This window comes from Desulfovirgula thermocuniculi DSM 16036 (assembly GCF_000429345.1).
Lineage (GTDB): Bacteria > Bacillota > Desulfotomaculia > Desulfotomaculales > Desulfovirgulaceae > Desulfovirgula > Desulfovirgula thermocuniculi.
Window position 1 is genome coordinate 1 of sequence record NZ_AUBR01000059.1, and the last position, 19,070, is coordinate 19,070.

General features: G+C 62.4%; 14 protein-coding genes, 6 tRNA genes, 2 rRNA genes, 1 pseudogene and 1 other annotated feature. Of the genes and pseudogenes, 3 read left to right on the top strand and 20 right to left on the bottom strand.

Translation table 11 applies throughout. The features are described 5' to 3' along the window. Window positions 1-202: pseudogene (locus G454_RS22130) on the bottom strand (hypothetical protein); the annotation flags it as partial. A 296-nt stretch (window positions 203-498) separates the two neighbouring features. On the opposite strand from G454_RS22130, the gene asnB reads away from it, so the two are divergent. Then, complete coding sequence (gene asnB / locus G454_RS0112255; protein WP_027718864.1) at window positions 499-2,346, top strand: asparagine synthase (glutamine-hydrolyzing); 1,848 nt, start codon at window positions 499-501, stop codon at window positions 2,344-2,346. A gap of 171 nt (window positions 2,347-2,517) precedes the next feature. Here the strand turns inward: asnB and G454_RS0112260 are convergent. From G454_RS0112260 to G454_RS0112275, 4 genes are all read right to left on the bottom strand, one after another. Next, window positions 2,518-2,593 (bottom strand) — tRNA-Glu (locus G454_RS0112260). Window positions 2,594-2,599: 6 nt separating this feature from the next. Next, a tRNA-Lys gene (locus G454_RS0112265) sits at window positions 2,600-2,675 on the bottom strand. 82 nt (window positions 2,676-2,757) lie between these two features. Next, the gene (locus G454_RS0112270) at window positions 2,758-4,041 is read right to left on the bottom strand and encodes an adenylosuccinate synthase (protein ID WP_027718865.1); all 1,284 of its coding nucleotides are present in this window, start codon (window positions 4,039-4,041) and stop codon (window positions 2,758-2,760) included. 8 nt (window positions 4,042-4,049) lie between these two features. After that, window positions 4,050-5,441 (bottom strand): NAD(P)/FAD-dependent oxidoreductase, encoded by a 1,392-nt coding sequence (locus tag G454_RS0112275; protein ID WP_035107762.1) that lies wholly within the window; start codon window positions 5,439-5,441, stop codon window positions 4,050-4,052. A gap of 122 nt (window positions 5,442-5,563) precedes the next feature. Here G454_RS0112275 and mtaB point away from each other — a divergent pair, with 122 nt between their 5' ends. Beyond that, window positions 5,564-6,874, top strand: coding sequence for a tRNA (N(6)-L-threonylcarbamoyladenosine(37)-C(2))-methylthiotransferase MtaB (gene mtaB / locus G454_RS19025; protein ID WP_051276358.1), 1,311 nt, complete (start codon window positions 5,564-5,566; stop codon window positions 6,872-6,874). Window positions 6,875-6,932: 58 nt separating this feature from the next. Here mtaB and G454_RS0112285 read toward each other — a convergent pair. Beyond that, a tRNA-Arg gene (locus tag G454_RS0112285) sits at window positions 6,933-7,009 on the bottom strand. A gap of 87 nt (window positions 7,010-7,096) precedes the next feature. Here G454_RS0112285 and ade point away from each other — a divergent pair. Then, window positions 7,097-8,896 carry an adenine deaminase gene (gene ade, locus G454_RS0112290; protein ID WP_027718867.1) on the top strand — a complete coding sequence of 600 codons (1,800 nt, stop codon included), beginning with the start codon at window positions 7,097-7,099 and terminating at the stop codon, window positions 8,894-8,896. Window positions 8,897-8,969: 73 nt separating this feature from the next. Here the strand turns inward: ade and G454_RS0112295 are convergent. The 14 genes from G454_RS0112295 to G454_RS0112360 all read right to left on the bottom strand — a co-directional run. Continuing rightward, window positions 8,970-9,046 (bottom strand) — tRNA-Arg (locus G454_RS0112295). A gap of 96 nt (window positions 9,047-9,142) precedes the next feature. After that, window positions 9,143-9,237: transfer RNA gene (locus G454_RS0112300), tRNA-Ser, on the bottom strand. 13 nt (window positions 9,238-9,250) lie between these two features. Continuing rightward, a tRNA-Ser gene (locus tag G454_RS0112305) sits at window positions 9,251-9,341 on the bottom strand. A gap of 102 nt (window positions 9,342-9,443) precedes the next feature. Further along, window positions 9,444-10,001, bottom strand: a complete 558-nt coding sequence (locus tag G454_RS0112310) for a hypothetical protein (protein ID WP_169719359.1) — start codon at window positions 9,999-10,001, stop codon at window positions 9,444-9,446. 23 nt (window positions 10,002-10,024) lie between these two features. Next, window positions 10,025-11,248: a cation:proton antiporter gene (locus tag G454_RS0112315; protein ID WP_051276360.1), complete on the bottom strand. Its 1,224-nt coding sequence runs from the start codon at window positions 11,246-11,248 to the stop codon at window positions 10,025-10,027. 2 nt (window positions 11,249-11,250) lie between these two features. Beyond that, the gene (locus tag G454_RS0112320; RefSeq protein WP_027718870.1) at window positions 11,251-11,760 is read right to left on the bottom strand and encodes a cation:proton antiporter regulatory subunit; all 510 of its coding nucleotides are present in this window, start codon (window positions 11,758-11,760) and stop codon (window positions 11,251-11,253) included. A gap of 164 nt (window positions 11,761-11,924) precedes the next feature. Continuing rightward, window positions 11,925-13,199, bottom strand: coding sequence for a serine--tRNA ligase (gene serS, locus G454_RS0112325; RefSeq protein WP_027718871.1), 1,275 nt, complete (start codon window positions 13,197-13,199; stop codon window positions 11,925-11,927). A 33-nt stretch (window positions 13,200-13,232) separates the two neighbouring features. Next, window positions 13,233-13,877: a histidine phosphatase family protein gene (locus G454_RS0112330; RefSeq protein WP_027718872.1), complete on the bottom strand. Its 645-nt coding sequence runs from the start codon at window positions 13,875-13,877 to the stop codon at window positions 13,233-13,235. Between the two features lie 17 nt (window positions 13,878-13,894). Beyond that, entirely contained in the window at window positions 13,895-15,478 is a 1,584-nt protein-coding gene (gene serA / locus G454_RS0112335) for a phosphoglycerate dehydrogenase (protein ID WP_027718873.1), read from the bottom strand. Beyond that, window positions 15,475-16,626 (bottom strand): pyridoxal-phosphate-dependent aminotransferase family protein, encoded by a 1,152-nt coding sequence (locus G454_RS0112340; protein WP_027718874.1) that lies wholly within the window; start codon window positions 16,624-16,626, stop codon window positions 15,475-15,477. Before G454_RS0112340 ends, serA begins: the two co-directional genes overlap by 4 nt. Before the next feature lie 69 nt (window positions 16,627-16,695). Next, window positions 16,696-16,923, bottom strand: a binding site (T-box leader). Between the two features lie 55 nt (window positions 16,924-16,978). Next, window positions 16,979-17,548, bottom strand: coding sequence for a pyridoxal 5'-phosphate synthase glutaminase subunit PdxT (gene pdxT, locus G454_RS0112345; protein ID WP_027718875.1), 570 nt, complete (start codon window positions 17,546-17,548; stop codon window positions 16,979-16,981). Between the two features lie 44 nt (window positions 17,549-17,592). Beyond that, the gene (pdxS, locus tag G454_RS0112350) at window positions 17,593-18,474 is read right to left on the bottom strand and encodes a pyridoxal 5'-phosphate synthase lyase subunit PdxS (protein ID WP_027718876.1); all 882 of its coding nucleotides are present in this window, start codon (window positions 18,472-18,474) and stop codon (window positions 17,593-17,595) included. Window positions 18,475-18,607: 133 nt separating this feature from the next. After that, a 5S ribosomal RNA gene (gene rrf, locus G454_RS0112355) occupies window positions 18,608-18,723 on the bottom strand. Between the two features lie 47 nt (window positions 18,724-18,770). Next, window positions 18,771-19,070 (bottom strand): 23S ribosomal RNA (locus tag G454_RS0112360); the annotation flags it as partial.

Consider the following 19,070-nt stretch of genomic DNA (forward strand, 5'->3'; position numbering starts at 1 on the left):
GGCGGTTGCCCAAAAAACGGTCCACTCTCTTGATGCGGTGCTTCTCCGCCGTCGGCCCGGGTAAGGCCCGCCCCAAAGATGCTACCCCTAAACGGGGCGAGCGTAAAAGCCCATATACCAGCACCGCCAGGGTCTTCACTTGGGTCTTGTGAATTCCGGCCAACCATGTTATAAATAATTCAACAAAACGATTCAGGCTCATTAAGGATTCTCCCCCTTTGCTGTTTCCTCCCTTAACAGCTAATTTTCGGGGGGAGAATCCTTTTTTCCTGCCCTTTTCGCTTAATATCTCCTTCTAAAAGCTGGGGATCACTCAGTTGCCGCCGTCCTGGTGGCCTGCGAACCCCGCGCGCCCCGTCCCCGGAGCGCGAACCTCCGGGGAGGCCGCCGCATAGTATGAATCCTGGCAACACGGGCAAAGGCGCCCCGGAAGGAGCAAAACGCCATCCTGCCGGGGCGCCTTTGCTTCCGGGATTTTACCGCAGGAGGGAGATAACCATGTGCGGGATTACCGGCTGGGTGGATTGGGAAGAGGACCTCACCCGCCAAAAGCACATTTTAGAAAACATGACGGCCACCCTGGCCTGCCGCGGTCCCGATGCCGCCGGAATGTGGCTCTCACCCCGGGCGGCCATCGGCCACCGGCGCCTGGTGGTGGTGGACCCGGCGGGCGGGGGCCAGCCCATGATCCGCCGGCGCGGTGGGCACTGCTTCGTCCTCACCTACAACGGCGAGCTTTACAACACACCGGAACTGCGGGAGGAGCTGGCGGCGCGGGGCTACCGCTTTTACGGGCACTCGGACACCGAAGCCCTCCTCCTGGCCTACATGGAGTGGGGCAGGGAGTGCGTGGAGCGCTTAAACGGCATTTTTGCCTTTGCCGTATGGGACGAAGCAACCCAGACCCTCTTTATGGCCCGGGATCGCCTGGGGGTCAAGCCCCTATTTTACGCTTTAAGGGGCCGCGGGCTCATTTTCGGCTCGGAGTTAAAGGCCCTCCTGGCGCACCCGGCGGTAAAACCGGAGGTGGATGCCGAGGGGCTGGCGGAAATCTTTATCATGGGGCCCGGCCGCACGCCGGGGCACGGTGTCTTCTACGGGGTGAAAGAACTCCGCCCCGGCCACTGCTTAGTCTTTAGCCCCCAGGGCCTGCGGGTCTACCGCTACTGGTCGCTACAGAGCCTGCCCCACCAGGACGACCTCCCCACCACGGCGGCCAAGGTGCGCTGGCTCCTGGAGGACGCCGTGCGGCGCCAGCTGGTGGCCGACGTGCCGGTCTGCACCCTGCTGTCGGGCGGCGTGGACTCCAGCGCCATCACCGCCGTTGCCGCCCGGGCCTTTCGCGAAAAAGGTTCCGGCATCTTACGCACTTTCTCGGTGGACTATCTGGAAAACGAGCGGTACTTTCAGGCTAATCCTTTTGAAACGGGAAATGATACTCCATGGGTGGAAATGGTCGCGGAATTTTTGGGCACCGACCACCGGCGGGTGGTGCTGGATCCCTCCCGGCTAGCGGAGACGCTCGGCGAGGCCATGAGGGCCCGGGACCTTCCGGGCATGGCCGACATCGACTCTTCCCTGCTGCTTTTTTGCCGCGAAGTAAAAAAGGAGGCCACCGTGGCCCTCTCCGGGGAGTGCGCCGACGAGATATTCGGCGGCTACCCCTGGTTCTTCCGCCGGGAAGTTTTTGAGGCCCAAACCTTCCCCTGGGCACCGGACGTCGGCCCGCGCACGCGCCTCCTTTCCAGGGAACTGGTAGAGCTGGTGCGCCCCGAGGAGTACGTTTCCCGGCGTTACCTGGAAACGCTGGCCGAAGTGCCTCGGCTGCCGGGAGAAAGCCCCTACGCCTCCCGCATGCGCGAGCTGCTCTACCTCACCATGCAGTGGTTTATGGCCACCCTGCTGGACCGCAAGGACCGCATGAGCATGGCCTGCGGCCTGGAAGTGCGGGTGCCCTTCTGCGACCACCGCCTGGTGGAGTATGCCTGGAACATCCCCTGGGAGATGAAGAGGCACGGAGGGATGGAAAAGGGCATCCTGCGGCTGGCCCTGGAAGGCCTGCTGCCGGGGGAGGTGCTCTCGCGCAAGAAGTCTCCCTACCCCAAGACCCACCACCCGGCCTACCTCGAGGCCGTGCGCAGGCTCGTGCTGGAGGTCCTGGACGACCCCTCCTCACCCCTGGCACCCTTCATCGACCGCCAGGCCGTGCGCCGCTTTGCCCTGGAGGAGGCTACGGGCATGGACCGCCCCTGGTACGGCCAGCTCATGCGCGGCCCGCAACTCCTGGCCTACCTCTACCAGGTGGACCTGTGGTTCCGGGAGTACGGGGTAAGCGTGCGGCTATAGCCCGCTACCTTAAAACCCGCGCGGCGGCAGGAGATAGGGGCTGCCGCCGCCTTTTTTTATGAAGCGTAGGAAAAGCAAAGCCCTTCCGCCTGCCCGGTCTTCCCGCAGGAGCGGCCGGAAGGGCTTTTTGTCTGGTTAGGTGGTGGTGCTTTATCCGGCACCACCTGACCCTGGTGACCCCAGCGGGATTCGAACCCGCGTTACCGCCGTGAAAGGGCGGTGTCTTAGTCCACTTGACCATGGGGCCATAGGATGGTGAGCCGTGCAGGAATCGAACCTGCGGCCCCCTGATTAAAAGTCAGGTGCTCTACCTGCTGAGCTAACGGCTCACCGCTGACTCGCACCTGTTATAATACACTACGCCGCACAGAAGTGTCAATACGTTCTCCCCAGAAAAATGCTGGCTGGCATTTAAAACACTTCCCGGCGGATGATGGTTTCCTCGCGTCCCGGCCCCACGCCCAGGATAACCGCCGGCACGCCCAAAAGCTCCTCTATGCGCTCGATGTAACGGCGCGCGTTGGCCGGCAGGTCCTCGTAGGAGCGGGCCCGGGTAATGTCCTCCTGCCAGCCGGGCATTTCCTCGTACACCGGCTCGCAGGCCTCCAGGACCTTGAGGGAAGCCGGGAACTCGGTGATGACCTCCCCTTTGTAGCGGTAGGCGGTGCAAAGGCGCAGGGTATGTAAGCCCGTGAGCACGTCCAGCTTGGTTATGGCCAGGTAGTCCAGGGAGTTCACCTGCACCGCGTACCTGCCCGCCACGGCGTCAAACCACCCGCAGCGGCGCGGTCGCCCGGTGGTGGTGCCGTACTCGCCGCCCCGGCTGCGCATGTACTCCCCGGTGGCGTCTTTCAGCTCCGTGGGGAAGGGGCCGCCCCCCACCCTGGTCACATAGGCCTTGGCCACACCCATCACGCGGTCAATGCGCGTGGGACCGACCCCGGCACCTACGCACGCTCCCGCCGCCACCGGGCTGGAGGAGGTCACATAGGGGTAGGTACCGTGATCTACGTCCAGCAGCGTCCCCTGGGCGCCTTCAAAGAGCACCTTCTTGCCCTCATCTATGGCCCGGTTGATGAGGGGGCCTGCATCCACCACCAAGGGCTTTAAGCGCCGGCTGTAGTTCAGGTAGGAGGGCAGGATCTCCTCCAGGTCCATACCCGCCACGCCAAAAACCCCCTGGAAGAGACGGTTTTTTTGCGCGATGTTCCTTGCCAGGCAGGCGCGGAAATCTTCCTCGTCCACAAACTCGGCCATGCGGATGCCCGTGCGCGCCACCTTGTCCGTGTAGGCCGGCCCAATACCCCGGCAGGTAGTGCCAATGCGGTTTTCCCCCTTGGCCTCTTCTTCACAGAAGTCCAGGCGGCGGTGGTAGGGCAGGATCACGTGCGCGCGGGAGCTGATGCGCAAATTCGACGTGCTCACCCCCCGGCTCTCCAGGAGATCCAGCTCACCGATCAACACTTCGGGGTCCACCACCACGCCGTTGCCAATTATGCACATTTTGTCCGGGTACAGGATACCCGAGGGCACGAGGTGCAGCTTGAACTGCTGGCCGGCCACCACCACCGTGTGCCCGGCATTATTGCCGCCGTTGTAGCGCACGATGAGGTCGGCCTGGCGGGCGAGAAAATCGGTGATCTTGCCCTTTCCCTCGTCCCCCCACTGCACACCCACCAGCACCAGAGTCGGCATGCCGCTATTTACCCCCTTTTGAGGATCTCCCGCGCCACCACCACACCGGAGGCCGAGGCCTGGGCCAGGCCCCGGGTCACCCCTGCCCCGTCCCCGGCGGCAAAGAGGTTCTGCACCTGAGTTTCCAGCCCCGGGGTCAGGGCCAGCCGGGAAGAGTAAAACTTCACCTCCACACCGTACAGGAGGGTGTAGCGCGAGTAAACGCCCGGCACCACCTTGTCCATGGCCTCCAGCATCTCCACGATGGCCACGAGGTGGCGGTACGGGAAGACCAGGCTGAGATCTCCCGGCGTGGCCGTAGGCAGGGTGGGCACGGTGAGGCACTTCCTGATCCTCTCCGCGGTGCTCCGCCTGCCGGCCAGAAGGTCGCCCAGCCTCTGCACGATGACGCCGCCCCCCAGGAGATTGGCCAGGCTGGCAATGTACTTGCCGTAAGCTATGGGTTCCCGGAAGGGCTCGGTAAACGTCTTGCTCACCAGCACGGCAAAGTTGGTGTTGTTCGTCTTGCGGTAGGCGTGGGTATGGCCGTTGACCGTCACCAGCCCGTCGTTGTTCTCCATGACCACTTCCCCGTAGGGGTTCATGCAAAAGGTGCGCACCCTGTCCTCAAAGGTGCGGGAGTAGTAGATAAACTTGGCCTCGTAAAAAACGCTGGTGAGCGGCTCCATAACGGCTGCGGGCACCTCCACCCGCACCCCGATGTCCACGGGATTGATGGCTGTAGAGAGGCCGAGCTGTTGCGCCTGCCAGGCCAGCCACTCTGCCCCCTCCCGGCCCGGGGCTACCACCACGTACCGCCCGTAAAAGGTTTCCCCTCCGGTGGTAGTTATTCCCCGCACCCTTTTATTTTCTACCAGAATGGCTTCCACCGGGCAAGAGGTGCGTATTTCCACACCCGCCGAAAGCAAAAACTCTTCCATGCGCGCCAGGATTTCCTGGCAGCGGCCGGTGCCCAGGTGGCGGATGGCCACAGGGATAAGCTTTAGCTCCGCCTGCGCCGCCCGGTGGCGGAACTCCTCAACGGCTTCGGCGTGCTCCAGCCCGTAAACCCTGTCCGGCGCCCCGAACTCCAGGTAAAGGGCGTCTATATAATCAATCAGCTCTCTCAGCCGGTCCTCGCCCACATACTCCTCCAGGCTGCCACCGATTTCCGTGGAGAGGGTGAGCTTGCCGTCGCTGAAGGCGCCGGCCCCTCCCCAGCCGCAGATGGTCGAGCAAGGCTGGCACTTAAAGCAGGCCTCGCCCTTCTGCCGGGAAGGGCAGCGCCGGCTGGCCAGATCCTTCCCCTTTTCTACCATGAGAATTTTCAGGCCTTTTTCAGCCTTGACCAGCTCGAGGGCGGTAAAAATGCCGGCGGGCCCGGCCCCCACAATAACCACATCGTAGTGCCGAGCGCCCACTGTCTCGCCCCTCCTTTCCCACTGCCAAACAAGTTTATTCTAGCAGGACCCCCTTGCGGCGTCAAGGGAAGCCCCGTCCCGTGGTATAATGAGGACATAAAGGCATCTGGAGGGACGCTTTCTTGCCTTTCACCTTTAAAATAAAAACCCTGGGCTGCCCGGTCAACCAGTACGAGGGCCTGGCCGTGAAAAAAGCCATGGAAGACGCCGGCTTTCTGGCCACGGAGGGAAAGGCCGACGTCTATATCATCAACAGCTGTGCGGTAACCGCCCAGGCAGCCGCGGAGGCGCGGCGGCTGGCCAGCCAGGCCAAAAGGGAAAACCCCCATGCCCTGGTGGTCCTGGCCGGCTGTTACCCCCAGGTTTATCCAGAGGAAGTAAAGGAAAGGCTCCCGCAGGTGGACGTTATTATCGGCACCGCCGGGCGTGCCCGCCTGCCGGAAATCCTGAAAAGACGCCTCTTGCAGCCCGGAGCCTGCCGGGAAGTGCAGGTGGATCCCGGCGGGCCGGGGCCGGATCTCGAAGACCTTCCCCCGGCGGCGCCCGGAAACCGCACGCGCCCCGTACTCAAAATCCAGGAGGGGTGCGACGAAGCCTGCACCTACTGCGTGGTGCGGGTGGCCAGGGGCCGCTCCCGCAGCCTCGACCCGGCAAAAGTGCTGTCCCGCGTGGCAGAGCTGGCCGGGGCCGGCTACCGGGAAATCGTGCTGGCAGGGAACCATCTGGGCGCATACGGCAGGGACATGCCCGGCTGGAGCCTCGCGCGCCTTATCCGGGAAATAGATGCCCTCCCCTACGACTTCCGCCTGCGCCTGAGCTATATCGAGCCCATGGACGCCGGCGAGGAACTCCTCCTGGCCATAGCCGGCTCCTCCAAGGCCTGCCCCTTCCTGTACCTCCCCCTGCAAAGCGGTTCGGATCGCATCCTCCGGAAAATGGGCCGGAGGTACACGGCGGAGGAATTTGCCCGCACCGTGCGGCGGGCCAGGGAGCTGATGCCCGACGCCTCCATTTGGAGCGACGTGATTGCGGGCTTCCCGGGGGAAACCGAAGAGGATCACCGCAAGACCATCGACCTGGCCCGCGCGCTGGGCCTCTCCCACCTGCACGTCTTCCCCTTTTCGCCCCGCCTGGGAACCCCGGCTGCCCTCTACCCGGACCAGGTGGCCCCGGACGTTAAAAAAAGGCGGGTTCAGGAGTTGCGGGCGCTGGACGGGGAGCTGGCCCTCCGGTATCACCGCCGCTTCCCGGGCCGCACGCTCCGGGTACTGGTCGAAAAGGTGGAGGGCGGTACCGCAGAGGGCTTTTCCGAGCACTATGTGAGGGTGCGCTTTCCCGTTTCTTCCGGCGCAGTAGCCCGGGGATCTCTGGTAACGGTGCGGGCGGTGGCCGCACACCCCTGGGGGGTGGAAGGAGTAGAGGCCCGAAACTAAAAAGGCCCCTATAAAACAGAACAACCCCGCAATCCCTTGCGGGGCCTGGCTTTTATGCTGGTGCGCCCGGAGGGACTCGAACCCCCGACACGCGGTTTAGGAAACCGCTGCTCTGTCCTCCTGAGCTACGGGCGCAAAAACCCTGCCCTTTAATGATAAACCGCCGCCCCCGCCTTGTCAAGCGCGGGGGCGCCCAAGCTGCCACTTTGTGAGGTGAAGCCTATGCTGTACTCACCCAACCGCCGCCCCCTCTGGGAAGTCACCGCGGACCTGGCCCTGGCCGCCCAGGGGAAAATACCGGCCGACGTGGTAATTAAAAACGGGCGCCTGGTCAACGTACATACCGCCGAAATCCAGGAGGGCCTGGACGTGGCCATCAAGCACGGGCGCATTGCCCTGGTGGGCCGGGCCGACCATACCGTCGGGGAGCACACCCTGGTGCTCGACGCCGAAGGCTGCTACCTGGTCCCCGGGCTGCTGGACGGGCACATCCACGTGGAGAGCAGCATGGTCACCCTCACGCAGTTTGCCCGGGCGGTGGTCCCCTGCGGCACCACGGCCATTTTCATGGACCCCCACGAAATGGCCAACGTGCTGGGCATGGAGGGCATCCGCCTCATGATGGCGGAAGGGGAAAGGTTGCCCCTCAAGGTCTTTACCACCATGCCCTCCTGTGTCCCGGCAGCTCCCGGCTTTGAGGATGCCGGGGCCCGCCTCGGCCCGGCGGAGATAGCGGAGGCCATGTCCTGGCCGGGTATCATCGGCCTGGGGGAAATGATGAACTTCCCGGGCGTCCTGGCCGGCGACCCCACGGTGCACGGGGAAATCCAGGCTGCGCTGAAGGCCGGCAAGATTGTTACCGGTCACTACGCCTCCCCGGAAACCGGGGTGGGCCTGTGCGCCTACATTGCCGCCGGCATTGCCTCCTGCCACGAGTCCACCCGCAGGGAAGACGCCCTGGCCCGCATGCGCCTGGGCATGTATGCCAAGCTGCGGGAGGGTTCCGCCTGGCAGGACGTCAAGGCCACGGTGAAGAGCATAACCGAAAGCCGGATAGATTCCCGCTTGGCAATACTGGTCTCCGACGACACCCACCCGGAAACCATCCTCACCCGCGGCCACCTCAACCACGTGGTGCGGCGGGCCATCCGAGAAGGAGTGGACCCGCTGCGGGCCATCCAAATGGCCACCATTAACACGGCCCAGTGCTTTGGGATGGCCAGGGACCTGGGCAGCATTGCCCCCGGGCGTTGCGCGGACATCCTCTTTGTTTCCGACCTGGCGGAAATGCAGGTGGAACGGGTGATGGCGGACGGCGTACTGGTGGCAGAAGGAGGACGTATGCTCTACGACCTCCCGCCCTTCGAGTACCCCGACCGGGCCCGCAATACGGTGCGCCTAAAAAAGCGGCCTTCCGCCGCCGACTTTGCCATCAACGCAGGCCCCGGGGTTAAAAAAGCCCTCGTGCGCGTCATGGAGGTGGTGGAAGCGAAGGTGACCACCCTGCACCGGGTGGTGGAGGTGCCCGTGGAAAACGGGGAGATCAGGGCCTCCGCCGAGCTGGACATCGCCAAGGTGGCCTGCATCGAGCGCCACGGCGGGCCGGGCAATATGGGCCTCGGCCTGGTCAGGGGCTTTCGCCTCCAGGGCGGGGCCGTAGCCTCCACCGTGGCCCACGACAGCCACAACCTGCTGGTGGTCGGGGTGGACGATGCCGACATGGCCCTGGCCGCCAGCACCCTGGCCGACTGCCAGGGAGGCATGGTGGCCGTGCGCGGGGGCCGCATACTGGCTCTCCTGCCCCTGCCCATTGCCGGGCTCATGTCCGACCGCCCCGTGGAAGAGGTGCAGCGCATGGTGGCCGATCTGGACCGCGCCTGGAAGGAGCTCGGTTGCCCCCTGATATCTCCCTTCATGACCATGGCCCTTTTATCCCTGCCGGTCATACCGGAACTGCGGGTAACCAACCGGGGTCTGGTGGATGCGGTGAACTTCCGGTTCGTGGAGCTGGTAGTGGCATGAGCCTACCGTCTTTTTATTGCCGTAAACCTACCCAACAAAAACGGCCCCCGTTTACCGGAGGCCTTGATTTACCTGGCGTGCCTGGAGGGACTCGAACCCCCAACCCTCAGATCCGTAGTCTGATGCTCTATCCAGTTGAGCTACAGGCACACGGTCAGAACTCGAACCGGCCAGGCAAAAGCTATTGTACCAAAATGCAAGGGGGCTGTCAAGGTACCCATGCGCCGGGCGGGCGGACTAAAAAAGTGGCGGAGAGCGAGGGATTCGAACCCTCGAGACAGCCTTAACAGCCGTCTACCCGCTTAGCAGGCGGGTGCCTTCAGCCTCTCGGCCAGCTCTCCACGGCATTAAAAATGGCGGAGGGAGTGGGATTCGAACCCACGGGGCCGCTCGACGGCCCAGCGGTTTTCAAGACCGCCACCTTAAACCACTCGGACACCCCTCCACCCTTCCGGCAAACACAAGCTCATGGTTAATCTTATCACAGGCAGGCACCCCTGTCAACACCGCGCGCCAGCAGCAGAGGCCTGAGGCCTAAGGACGGCGGTCACGCGCCACCCCTCTTTTCGGTCACAAGGTAGCGGCAGCTGGGATCCCCCATGCCCATGCGGGCCAGCGCCGCCACTTCTATCTCTTCCTCCGGCAAAAGCACCGCAAACCAGGTCCTCCAGAGATCCGGGCAGCCCACGCAGGCCTGGTCGCACCTCTCCAGGTTGGCCCTGCGGGCGTTTTCAAACACCGGACAAGAGCTAACGGTTATTTCCACTCCTTCCGGGAGAACCCGGTAATCCCCCTCCATGCGGTTACCCAGAAAAACGCGGCTGTACGTAAAAATGATGCGCAGGGCGTCCGTGAGGTCGTCAGCCCTGGGCTTACCCAGGGCGGCCAGTACGGTCCTCATCTCTATGCGGCCAAAGGAGAGGCGCACGCGCGTATTCAGGCGCATGGCGGCCTCCAGGCCAAATTCTTCCATGACTTTTAAAAACCACTGGCCGTCCCAGGCCAGCATCAGGCGGCCCATCACTTCCAACCATGTATCGCAGGGCAGATCATAGGGTTGAATGTCCACGGAAGAACCCTCCCGCGTCAAAAAGTGAATGAGCATTTATTCAGTTAAATACCCCATTTTTATTTCCCCGTCAAGCGCGGCCCTTGGCGACGCCAAAAGAGTTCCTTAACGACTTCCAACCCCTGGTGTATCTGGCGCGTACGTTTAGCCAAAACCGGATTGACAAAAGCGAGGATGAGCACGTAAAGCGCGGCCAGAGGGGCCATTAGCCCTCCTCCCAAAGCCGGTCCGGCAAGCTCTGCCGCAATAATGGCAAACTCCCCCCTGGCTATAATGGTCGCCGCCACGTTTACCGCCGCCCGCCCCCTGTAGCCTCCAAGCCAGGCGCTGAGCATGCCGGCCAGAAAATTACCAGCCACCGTTACCGCCGCAGCCACACCGGCCAAACCGGCCACAGGTGCAAACTGCCTGTAGTCAATTTCCATGCCAAAGGTGAAAAAGAAAACGCCACCAAAAAGGTCGCGCAGCGGTGTAACAAGCTGCACGAGGCGTCTGGCATGGGATGTTTCCGCCAGCACAAGGCCCAGAAGAAGAGCGGCTACTGCTTCTGTAACACCAACCTCCCCCGCCAACCAGGCTACGGCCAAAAGAAGGGTAAACACAACCATTATCAACGGTTCGCCGCTCTTAAAGCCCAACCTCCGGTCCAGCCAAGGAGCAATAAAACGGCCGAGAAAAAGTACCCCTAAAACGAAAACCAGTGTCACCAGCCCTGCCAGCAATCCCGCATAAAGCGATGCACCCGCAGAGTACAGGTACGCCGACAAAAGGGAAAGATAAACGGCTACAAAGGCATCTTCAAAAACCAGGATGCCAAGAATGAGTTCCGTCTCGGGATTGGCGCTGCGTTTTAGCTCCACCAGGAGCTTGGTAACAATGGCACTGCTGGAAACGGTAGTGATTCCCGCTACCACCAGCGCTTCCGGCCATGAACGGAAAATAACCCATCCCAAGGCAAGTCCGCGCAAAAAATTCAGACCGACATAAACGCAACCGCTTTTTAAAATAACGGCTCCGCGCTCAATCACCCGGCCGGCCGAAAATTCCAGCCCGAGATAGAGAAGCAAAAACAAAAGCCCCAGCTGGCTCAACAAAGCGAGGGACTCTGTGTTTTCCACCAAACGAAAACTAAACGAAGAATGTTGCGGGGCATGGGGACCAAAGAGGGCCCCCAGCAGGATCAAAAAGGGTATGGCGCAAAAGCGGAATTTATGGGCTATAAGAACCGCGCTGCTGACAATTAAAAAAACCAGAAGAAGGTTAAATAGCTGAGCGCTGTGCACCTTTAACCTCCTTCACCGGAAACCATCTTTTCAAACTGCTTCAGGGCATCCCTCCTGCCGGCCACCACCACTGTCTGCCCGGCGCCAAACACAAAATTCGGGCCGGGGTTAATGGCAGCCGTCCTCTTTCTGCCTCCCCCCGCACTCTCAATTACGGCAATAACTGTAATCCCGTACCTCTTCCGCAGAGCCAGCTCGCCGATGGACGTTCCCACCAGCGGCGAGTTTGTAGCCACCTTTAACCACTCGATATGCAGGTCGGCAATGGCCATCTCAAGTTTTTCTAAAAGCTTTGGCTGGTAGGCCGCACCGCCGATTATAGCACCTACCTGGCGCGCCTCCTGGTCGGTAAGGGTAACCGAGCAAGAGGGCTCCTCTTCCCCGGGAGGAAAACAAAAAAGCTCACGGTGCCCTTCGTCGTAAATGACGATACCCAGCTGCTCCCCGCTATCCAGCTGCACCACAAACTTTTTACCAAGTCCGGGAAGCTCCGCTTCCTTAATCGTGCCCACTCAACCAACACCTCACGAAAGATTATCCAAGAATCAATCTTAACAGATAAAACCGCCCGCTCACAACCACAAAGAGAGGACCGGCAAAGGTACGTAAAAAAGCGGCCTTGCCGACAGGGCCGGGACAAGACAGGCCTGCCTGGCTCCAGCCGCACCGGTAAACCCTACTTTACCGGCTCAATCCTCTCCTGCCCGCCCATGTAGGGAACCAACACCTCGGGGATGACCACGCTGCCGTCTTCCTGCTGGTAGTTCTCCAAAATGGCCGCCACCGTGCGCCCCACGGCCAGGCCGGAGCCATTTAAAGTATGCACAAAGCGCGGCCTACCGCCGGGCTCTTTAAAGCGAATGTTGGCCCGCCGCGCCTGGTAGTCCTCAAAGTTGCTGCAGGAGGAGATTTCCTTGTACTCCCCGTAGCTGGGCAGCCACACCTCCAGGTCGTAGGTTTTGGCGGCGGCAAAGCCCAGGTCGCCCGTGCAGAGGCAGACCACGCGGTAGGGCAGGCCCAGGAGCTGCAGCACCCTCTCGGCATCGGCGGTAAGCTTTTCCAGCTCCTCGTAGGAAGTCTCCGGGCGCGTAAACTTAACCAGCTCTACCTTGTTGAACTGGTGCTGGCGGATGAGCCCCCGCGTCTCCCGGCCGGCCGCCCCGGCCTCGGCCCGGAAGCAGGCGCTGTAGGCGCAGTGGTAAATGGGCAGGCGCGCGGCAGGGATGATTTCCTCCCGGTAGAGGTTGGTAACGGGCACCTCAGCGGTGGGGATGAGGTAATAGCTCCTCCCCTCCAGCTTGAACATGTCCTCGGCAAACTTGGGCAGCTGTCCCGTGCCGACCATGCTGTCGGCGTTGACAATAAAGGGAGGGAACACCTCCACATAGCCATGCTTTACGTGCAGGTCAAGCATGAAGTTGATGAGCGCCCTCTCCAGCCTGGCCCCGGCTCCCTTGTAAAACGAAAAACGCGCTCCCGCTACCTTGGCGCCCCGCTCGAAATCAATGATGTCCAGGGCCTCCCCGATCTCCCAGTGGGGCCTGGGCGGGAAGTCAAATTTCCGAGGCTCGCCCCACCGGCGCACTTCCACGTTATCAGAAGAGTCCCTGCCCACCGGCACGCTCTCGTGGGGAATGTTGGGAATCTGCAGGAGGGCCATCTGGATTTGCTCTTCCAGATCCCTTATCTCTTCGTCCAGCTCCTTGATGCGGGCGGAAACCTCCCGCATCTCCCGCACCAGTTCCTCGGCTTCCTCGCCTGCTTTCTTGCGCCGCCCGATTTCCTCGGAAACGACGTTGCGCCTGTTTTTCAGCTGGTCGGCGGCTGCCAGCTTTTCCCGCCACTTCCGGTCCAGTTCCAGGAAAGGCTCCAGGCTGATCTCGCTTCCCCTTTTCCTTAAGGCTTCCGCCACTACCTCCGGATGGGCACGCACAAACCGCAAATCCAGCACCGCTTTCTCCCTCCACAGCGTTATTTACTGCTACTACAGGGCCAGCTGCTCGCCGGCCACCAGCCAGCCGCCCAAATGGCAGGTATCGTTTAAGGTGATCACCCGCCAGCGGCCCCGGCAAAAGCCGAAAACGTTGATGCCCGTGTTGTCCAGCTTAATCTGCCAGAAAGCGCGCTGGTCGAGGTTGAGCATGCGCCGCAGGACGGCCCGGATGGGCGTATCGTGGGTAACGGCCAGGACCGCCTCCCCCGGGTGGGCTCCGGCCATGAACTCCAGGGCGCGCCAGGCGCGCTCCTCCACCTCCTGCAGCGACTCCCCCCCGGGCATGCGCACGGTATAGGGAAGGGTGCGCCACCGTTGCAAAAGGCACCCGTACTTTTCCTCCACTTCGGAGAGGAGCATCCCCTCCCACTCCCCGTGGCATATTTCCTCCAGGCCGGCCAGGGGGATGGCCGGCAGGCCGTGCCGCGCGGCCACCTCGCTGGCGCAGGAAAGGGCCCGGGAGAGGGGGCTGGCGTACACCGCGGCCAGCTTCACGCGGGACAGCGCCCCGGCCAGGGCGCGGCACTGCGCGAGGCCTTCCGCGGAGAGCGGCACGTCCAGCCGGCCCTGGTAGCGGGAGAGGCGGTTCCACTCCGTGGCTCCGTGCCGCACCATGATGATCAGCGTTTCCCGCAACTCACCGGCGCCTCCCGTTAAAGGTGGATCATCTTCACGTCCAGCACGCCGTCCACCTGGGTAATCTTGGCCAGGGTTTCCGCGGGCACCGGCGAGTCTATGGCCAGGAGCATTACCGCCTTTCCGCCGATTTCCTTGCGCCCGACCTGCATGAAGGCTATATTTACGTTTTGCTCCCCGATGAGCAGGCCCACGGGGCCGATTATGCGGGGCTTGTCGATGTGGGGCACGTAAAGGATGTAGCCGCTGGGTACCACGTCCACGCGGTAGCCGTCCACCATGACAATGCGCGGGTCCGCCTTGCCGAAGATGGTCCCGGCGGCGCTCTTTTCCGCCTTGTCCGCGTAGACCTTCACGGTAATCAGGCTCGTGTAACCGTCCTGGTCGCCGTCCACCGCCTGGAAGACCTGGATGCCGCGGTTTTTGGCCAGGAGAAGCGCATTGACGTAATTCACCCTCTGCTGCAGGATGGGGTCCAGGAACCCCTTGACCACCGCCGTGGTAAGCGGCCCCACCTCCAGTTTGGCCAGCTCGCCGCTGTAAATTACCTCGATCTTGCGCACGCGCCCGCTGACCAGCTGTGCCAGGAAGCTGCCCAGCTTTTCGGCCAGCCCCAGATAGGGGCGGACGGCAGAGAGGACCTGCGGGTTGATGGGCGGTATGTTCACTGTGTTCTTGACCAGCCCCCCGCGCAGGGCCGCCAGCACCTCCTCGGCCACGTCCCGGGCCACGTTAACCTGCGCCTCCAGCGTGGAAGCGCCGAGGTGGGGGGTGGCAATGACGTTGGGCAGCTTCAAAAGGGGGCTGTCCGTGTTGGGCTCGTTCTCAAAAACGTCCAGCGCCGCCCCGGCCACCTTCCCGGAAACCAGCGCCCGGTAGAGGGCTTCCTCGTCAATGATGCCGCCCCGGGCGCAGTTGATGATCCGCACGCCCTCCTTCATGAGGGCAAAGGCCTGCTCGCCGATCATGTGGTAGGACTCTTTGGTCCTGGGGATGTGAATGGTGATGAAGTCGGCGCGGCGGTAAAGGTCCTCCAGGGAAACGAGATCCACCCCGAGGCGGGCGGCCTTTTCCTCGCCGATGTAAGGATCGTAGGCAATGACGTTCATCTCCATGCCCTGGGCCCTCTTGGCCACCTCCGAGCCAATGCGCCCGAGGCCTATTATGCCCAGGGTTTTGCCCCGCAGCTCCACGCCCAGGAAGGACTTCTTATCCCAGACCCCTTCCTTTAGTCTGGCCACCGCCTGAGGTATGTTGCGGGCCAGGGCCAGCATCATGGCCATGGTGTGCTCGGCGGCGGCAATGGTGTTGCCGTTGGGGGCGTTGACCACCAGCACGCCCTGCATGGTGGCCGCCTCCAGGTCGATGTTATCCACCCCCACCCCGGCGCGGGCAATAACCTTTAGCCTCTTCCCGGCTTCTATGACCCGGCGGGTAACCTTCGTGGCGCTGCGCACGATGAGGGCATCGTAACCGGCAATTTCCTCCACCAGCTCGTCCTCGCTCATGGGGCGACCGTTAACCACCTCTATGTCAGGCTCGCGCAACAGGGGAGCCAAACCTTCTGCAGAAACACCGTCCATAACCAGTACCCTCTTCACCGCTGTTCCCTCCCCAGGAACGTTTCCTGCGCCGCCCGCACTCCCCTGCCCAGCTCCACCGGGTAGTTCATGCGGGCGAGGGCCATCTCCAGGCCGCTGACGGCCACCATGACGTCCATTTTGTCGGCAAAGCCCATGTGGGCAATGCGGAAAATCTTCCCTTTAAGGATGCCTTGGCCGCCGGCAAAGGTGATGCCAAATTCCGCTTTAAGCACGCGGCGCAGATCGTCGGCCGGAATGCCCGGCGGGCTCTTCACTGCCGTCACTGTCGGTGAAGCGCAAGCGTCCCCGGCCAGCAATTCCAGCCCCAGGGCGCGCACGGCATTTCTCGTGGCCCGGGCCAGGAGCCGGTGCCTGCGGTAGACGTTTTCCAGCCCCTCGGCCAGCATCATATCCAGGGCGGCGTCTAAGCCCTGGAACAGGGTCACATTGGGCGTATAGGGCGTGTTCCACTTCTCCAGGGATTTCCGGGCCGCCGGCAGGCTGAAGTAAAACCGCGGGGCGCGGTTTTCCTCTATTACCCTCCAGGCCTTGGGGCTAACACCGATCATGGCCAGCCCCGGGGGCAGCATCATGGCCTTTTGCGAGGCGGTAACCAGCACGTCTACGTGCCACTCGTCCATCTTTATCTCCACGCCGCCCACACTGCTGACACCGTCCACCAGCAGGAGCGCCGGCGTTTCGGCCACCAAGGCGCCGATGCCGGCAATGTCGTTGAGCACGCCGGTGGAAGTCTCGTTGTGGGTGGCCAGCACGGCCTTGTAGCCGCCGCGGGCCAGCTTTTCCTTTACCACCGCCAGGTCCACATCACTTCCCCAGCCAAAGTGCACCTCGTCAACTTCCGCACCGTAAGCCCTGGCTATATTGGCAAACCTTTCCCCAAAGTTGCCGGTAATGAGGGCAAGCACCCTATCCCCCGGGGAAAGGACGTTGGCCACGGCTGCCTCCAAGCCGCCCGTACCGGAGCAGGTAAGGATAAAAACCTCGTGTTCCGTTTGGAAAACATGCTTGATCTTTTCCTGGATGCGCCGGTGCAGGGCCGCAAACTCCTCGCTGCGGTGGCCGATCATGGGTCGGGACATGGCCTGCAAGACGGACGGGGGTACAGGTGTGGGGCCCGGAATCAACAGGTAATGCTTATCCTGCATCGTCCACCTCTCCCTTTCTTTTAGCGTAACGCCTAAAAATTTAAGCCCTCCCGCCCCGGCTGGATTCCCAGCAGGGACGAGAGGGCCTTCCTCCCGCGGTGCCACCCTACTTGGCAGGCAAGGGAAACCTCACCTGCCCCCTCGACGGTGATAACGGGACCGGCCCGTACCTGCCTACTTCTGTTTTCGACAGATCCCCTACGGGGAGCTCTTTCACCGGGCACCTTACCGGTTCGCAGCAACCACCGGCTCTCTGCAAAGGCCCTCCCGGCTACTCTACCCCTGCATCGGGTTTGCCATTTTGAACTCGTTGATTATGATACTACAAATTGTCGGCTTTGGCAACAGCAAATTAGGAACAATGCTCCAGAAAGTAGCGATGCACGCGGCGGTCCTCGGTCAGCTCCGGGTGAAAGGCGCAGGCTAAATACCGCCCCTGCCTGGCCATCACTATCTTCCCGTCGCCCAGGCTGGCCAGCACCTCCACCCCTGGGCCCACCGCAGAAATGTAAGGGGCCCTGATGAAAACGGCCCGCAGGGGCTTTTCCCCCAACGCCGGCACCTCCAGGTCCACTTCAAAGCTCTCCACCTGCCGGCCAAAGGCATTCCGCTCCGCCCTTATATCCATCAGCCCCAGCCTGGGCTGCGGTGAACCGGTTATTTCCTTGGCCAGCAAGATAAGGCCGGCGCAGGTGCCGAAAATGGGCAGCCCCCCTGCAGCCATCTCCCGTATGGGCTCCATCAGCCCGTAGTCTACCAACAGCTTCCCTATGGCGGTGCTCTCGCCGCCCGGTATGATCAGGGCGCTAATGCCCTCCAGCTCCTCCGGCTTGCGCACCTGCCGCGTCTTTACCCCCATGGCCTCCAGGACCTGCTGGTGCTCCCGGAAGGCGCCCTGCAGGGCCAGCACGCCAACGACCATCTCTTTATTACTCCCTTCTCACGCCCGCCCGGGCAGGTGATTCCCTACCAGCCCCTTTCCTGCATGCGCTGCTCGCGGGCAATGGTGGCTATCTCCAGGCCGGGCATGGCGCGGCCCAGCTCCTTTGAAACCTCGGCCAAAACGGCGGGGTCGTTGTAGTAGGTGGTGGCGGCCACAATGGCCCGCGCGTAGGCCCTGGGGTTCTCGGACTTAAAAATGCCCGACCCCACAAAGATGCCGTCCGCCCCCAGCTGCATCATGAGGGCCGCATCGGCAGGCGTAGCAATGCCGCCGGCGGCAAAATTCACCACCGGCAGCCGGCCGAGCTCGGCCACCTGCACCACCAGCTCGTAAGGCGCGCCCATCTCCTTGGCCGCGGCCATCAGCTCGTCCCGGCGCATGCTCTGCAGGCGGCGGATCTCGGCCATCATCAGCCGCATGTGGCGCACGGCCTCCACCACGTTGCCCGTGCCCGGCTCCCCCTTGGTGCGGATCATGGCCGCCCCCTCGGCAATGCGCCGCAGGGCCTCGCCCAGGTTGCGGGCACCGCACACAAAGGGCACCTTGAACTGGTGCTTGTCAATGTGGTGCTGCTCGTCGGCGGGGGTCAGCACCTCGCTCTCGTCTATGTAGTCAACGCCGATCTGCTCCAGTATCTGTGCCTCCACAAAGTGGCCGATTCTCACCTTGGCCATTACCGGTATGGTCACCGCGTCCATGATGCGCAGGATCAAAGCCGGATCGGCCATGCGGGCCACACCGCCGGCGGCGCGTATGTCGGCCGGAACGCGCTCCAAGGCCATCACGGCCACGGCGCCCGCTTCTTCGGCAATCCTGGCCTCCTCCGGTGAAGTCACGTCCATGATCACGCCGCCCTTGAGCATCTCGGCCAGGCCTTTTTTAACCGTCCAGGTCCCCTTCTCCATGCCCGTTTCCTCCCAAACCAGGCTCCTCTCCTATACCCCAATATTGTACATAACTCCCGCTTAAAAAACAAGTATTTGTCCCAAAAGGCAACACCCCCGCGTAATTGCGGGGGTGCTTGCGTGTAGGAAGACTTTCCGGCAGCGACCTACTCTCCCAGGGGTCAACCCCCTAGTACCATCGGCCCTGGAGGGCTTAACTTCCGTGTTCGGGATGGGAACGGGTGTTTCCCCTCCGGTATGGCCACCGGAAATTTCCTTTCCCTGCTCCCTCAAAACTTCACAGCGGAGGCACCGCCGGAATCAAGCCCTCGACCTATTAGTACCGGTCCGCTCAACCGGTTACCCGGCTTACACGCCCGGCCTATCTACCTGGTAGTCTTCCAGGGGTCTTACCGGATTAACTCCGCGGGAAACCTCATCTCGGGGCGGGCTTCGCGCTTAGATGCTTTCAGCGCTTATCCCTCCCAGACTTGGGTACCCAGCTGTGCCCCTGGCGGGACAACTGGTACGCCAGCGGTCTGTCCATCCCGGTCCTCTCGTACTAGGGACGGCCCCCCTCAAGTTTCCTGCGCCTGCGGCGGATAGGGACCGAACTG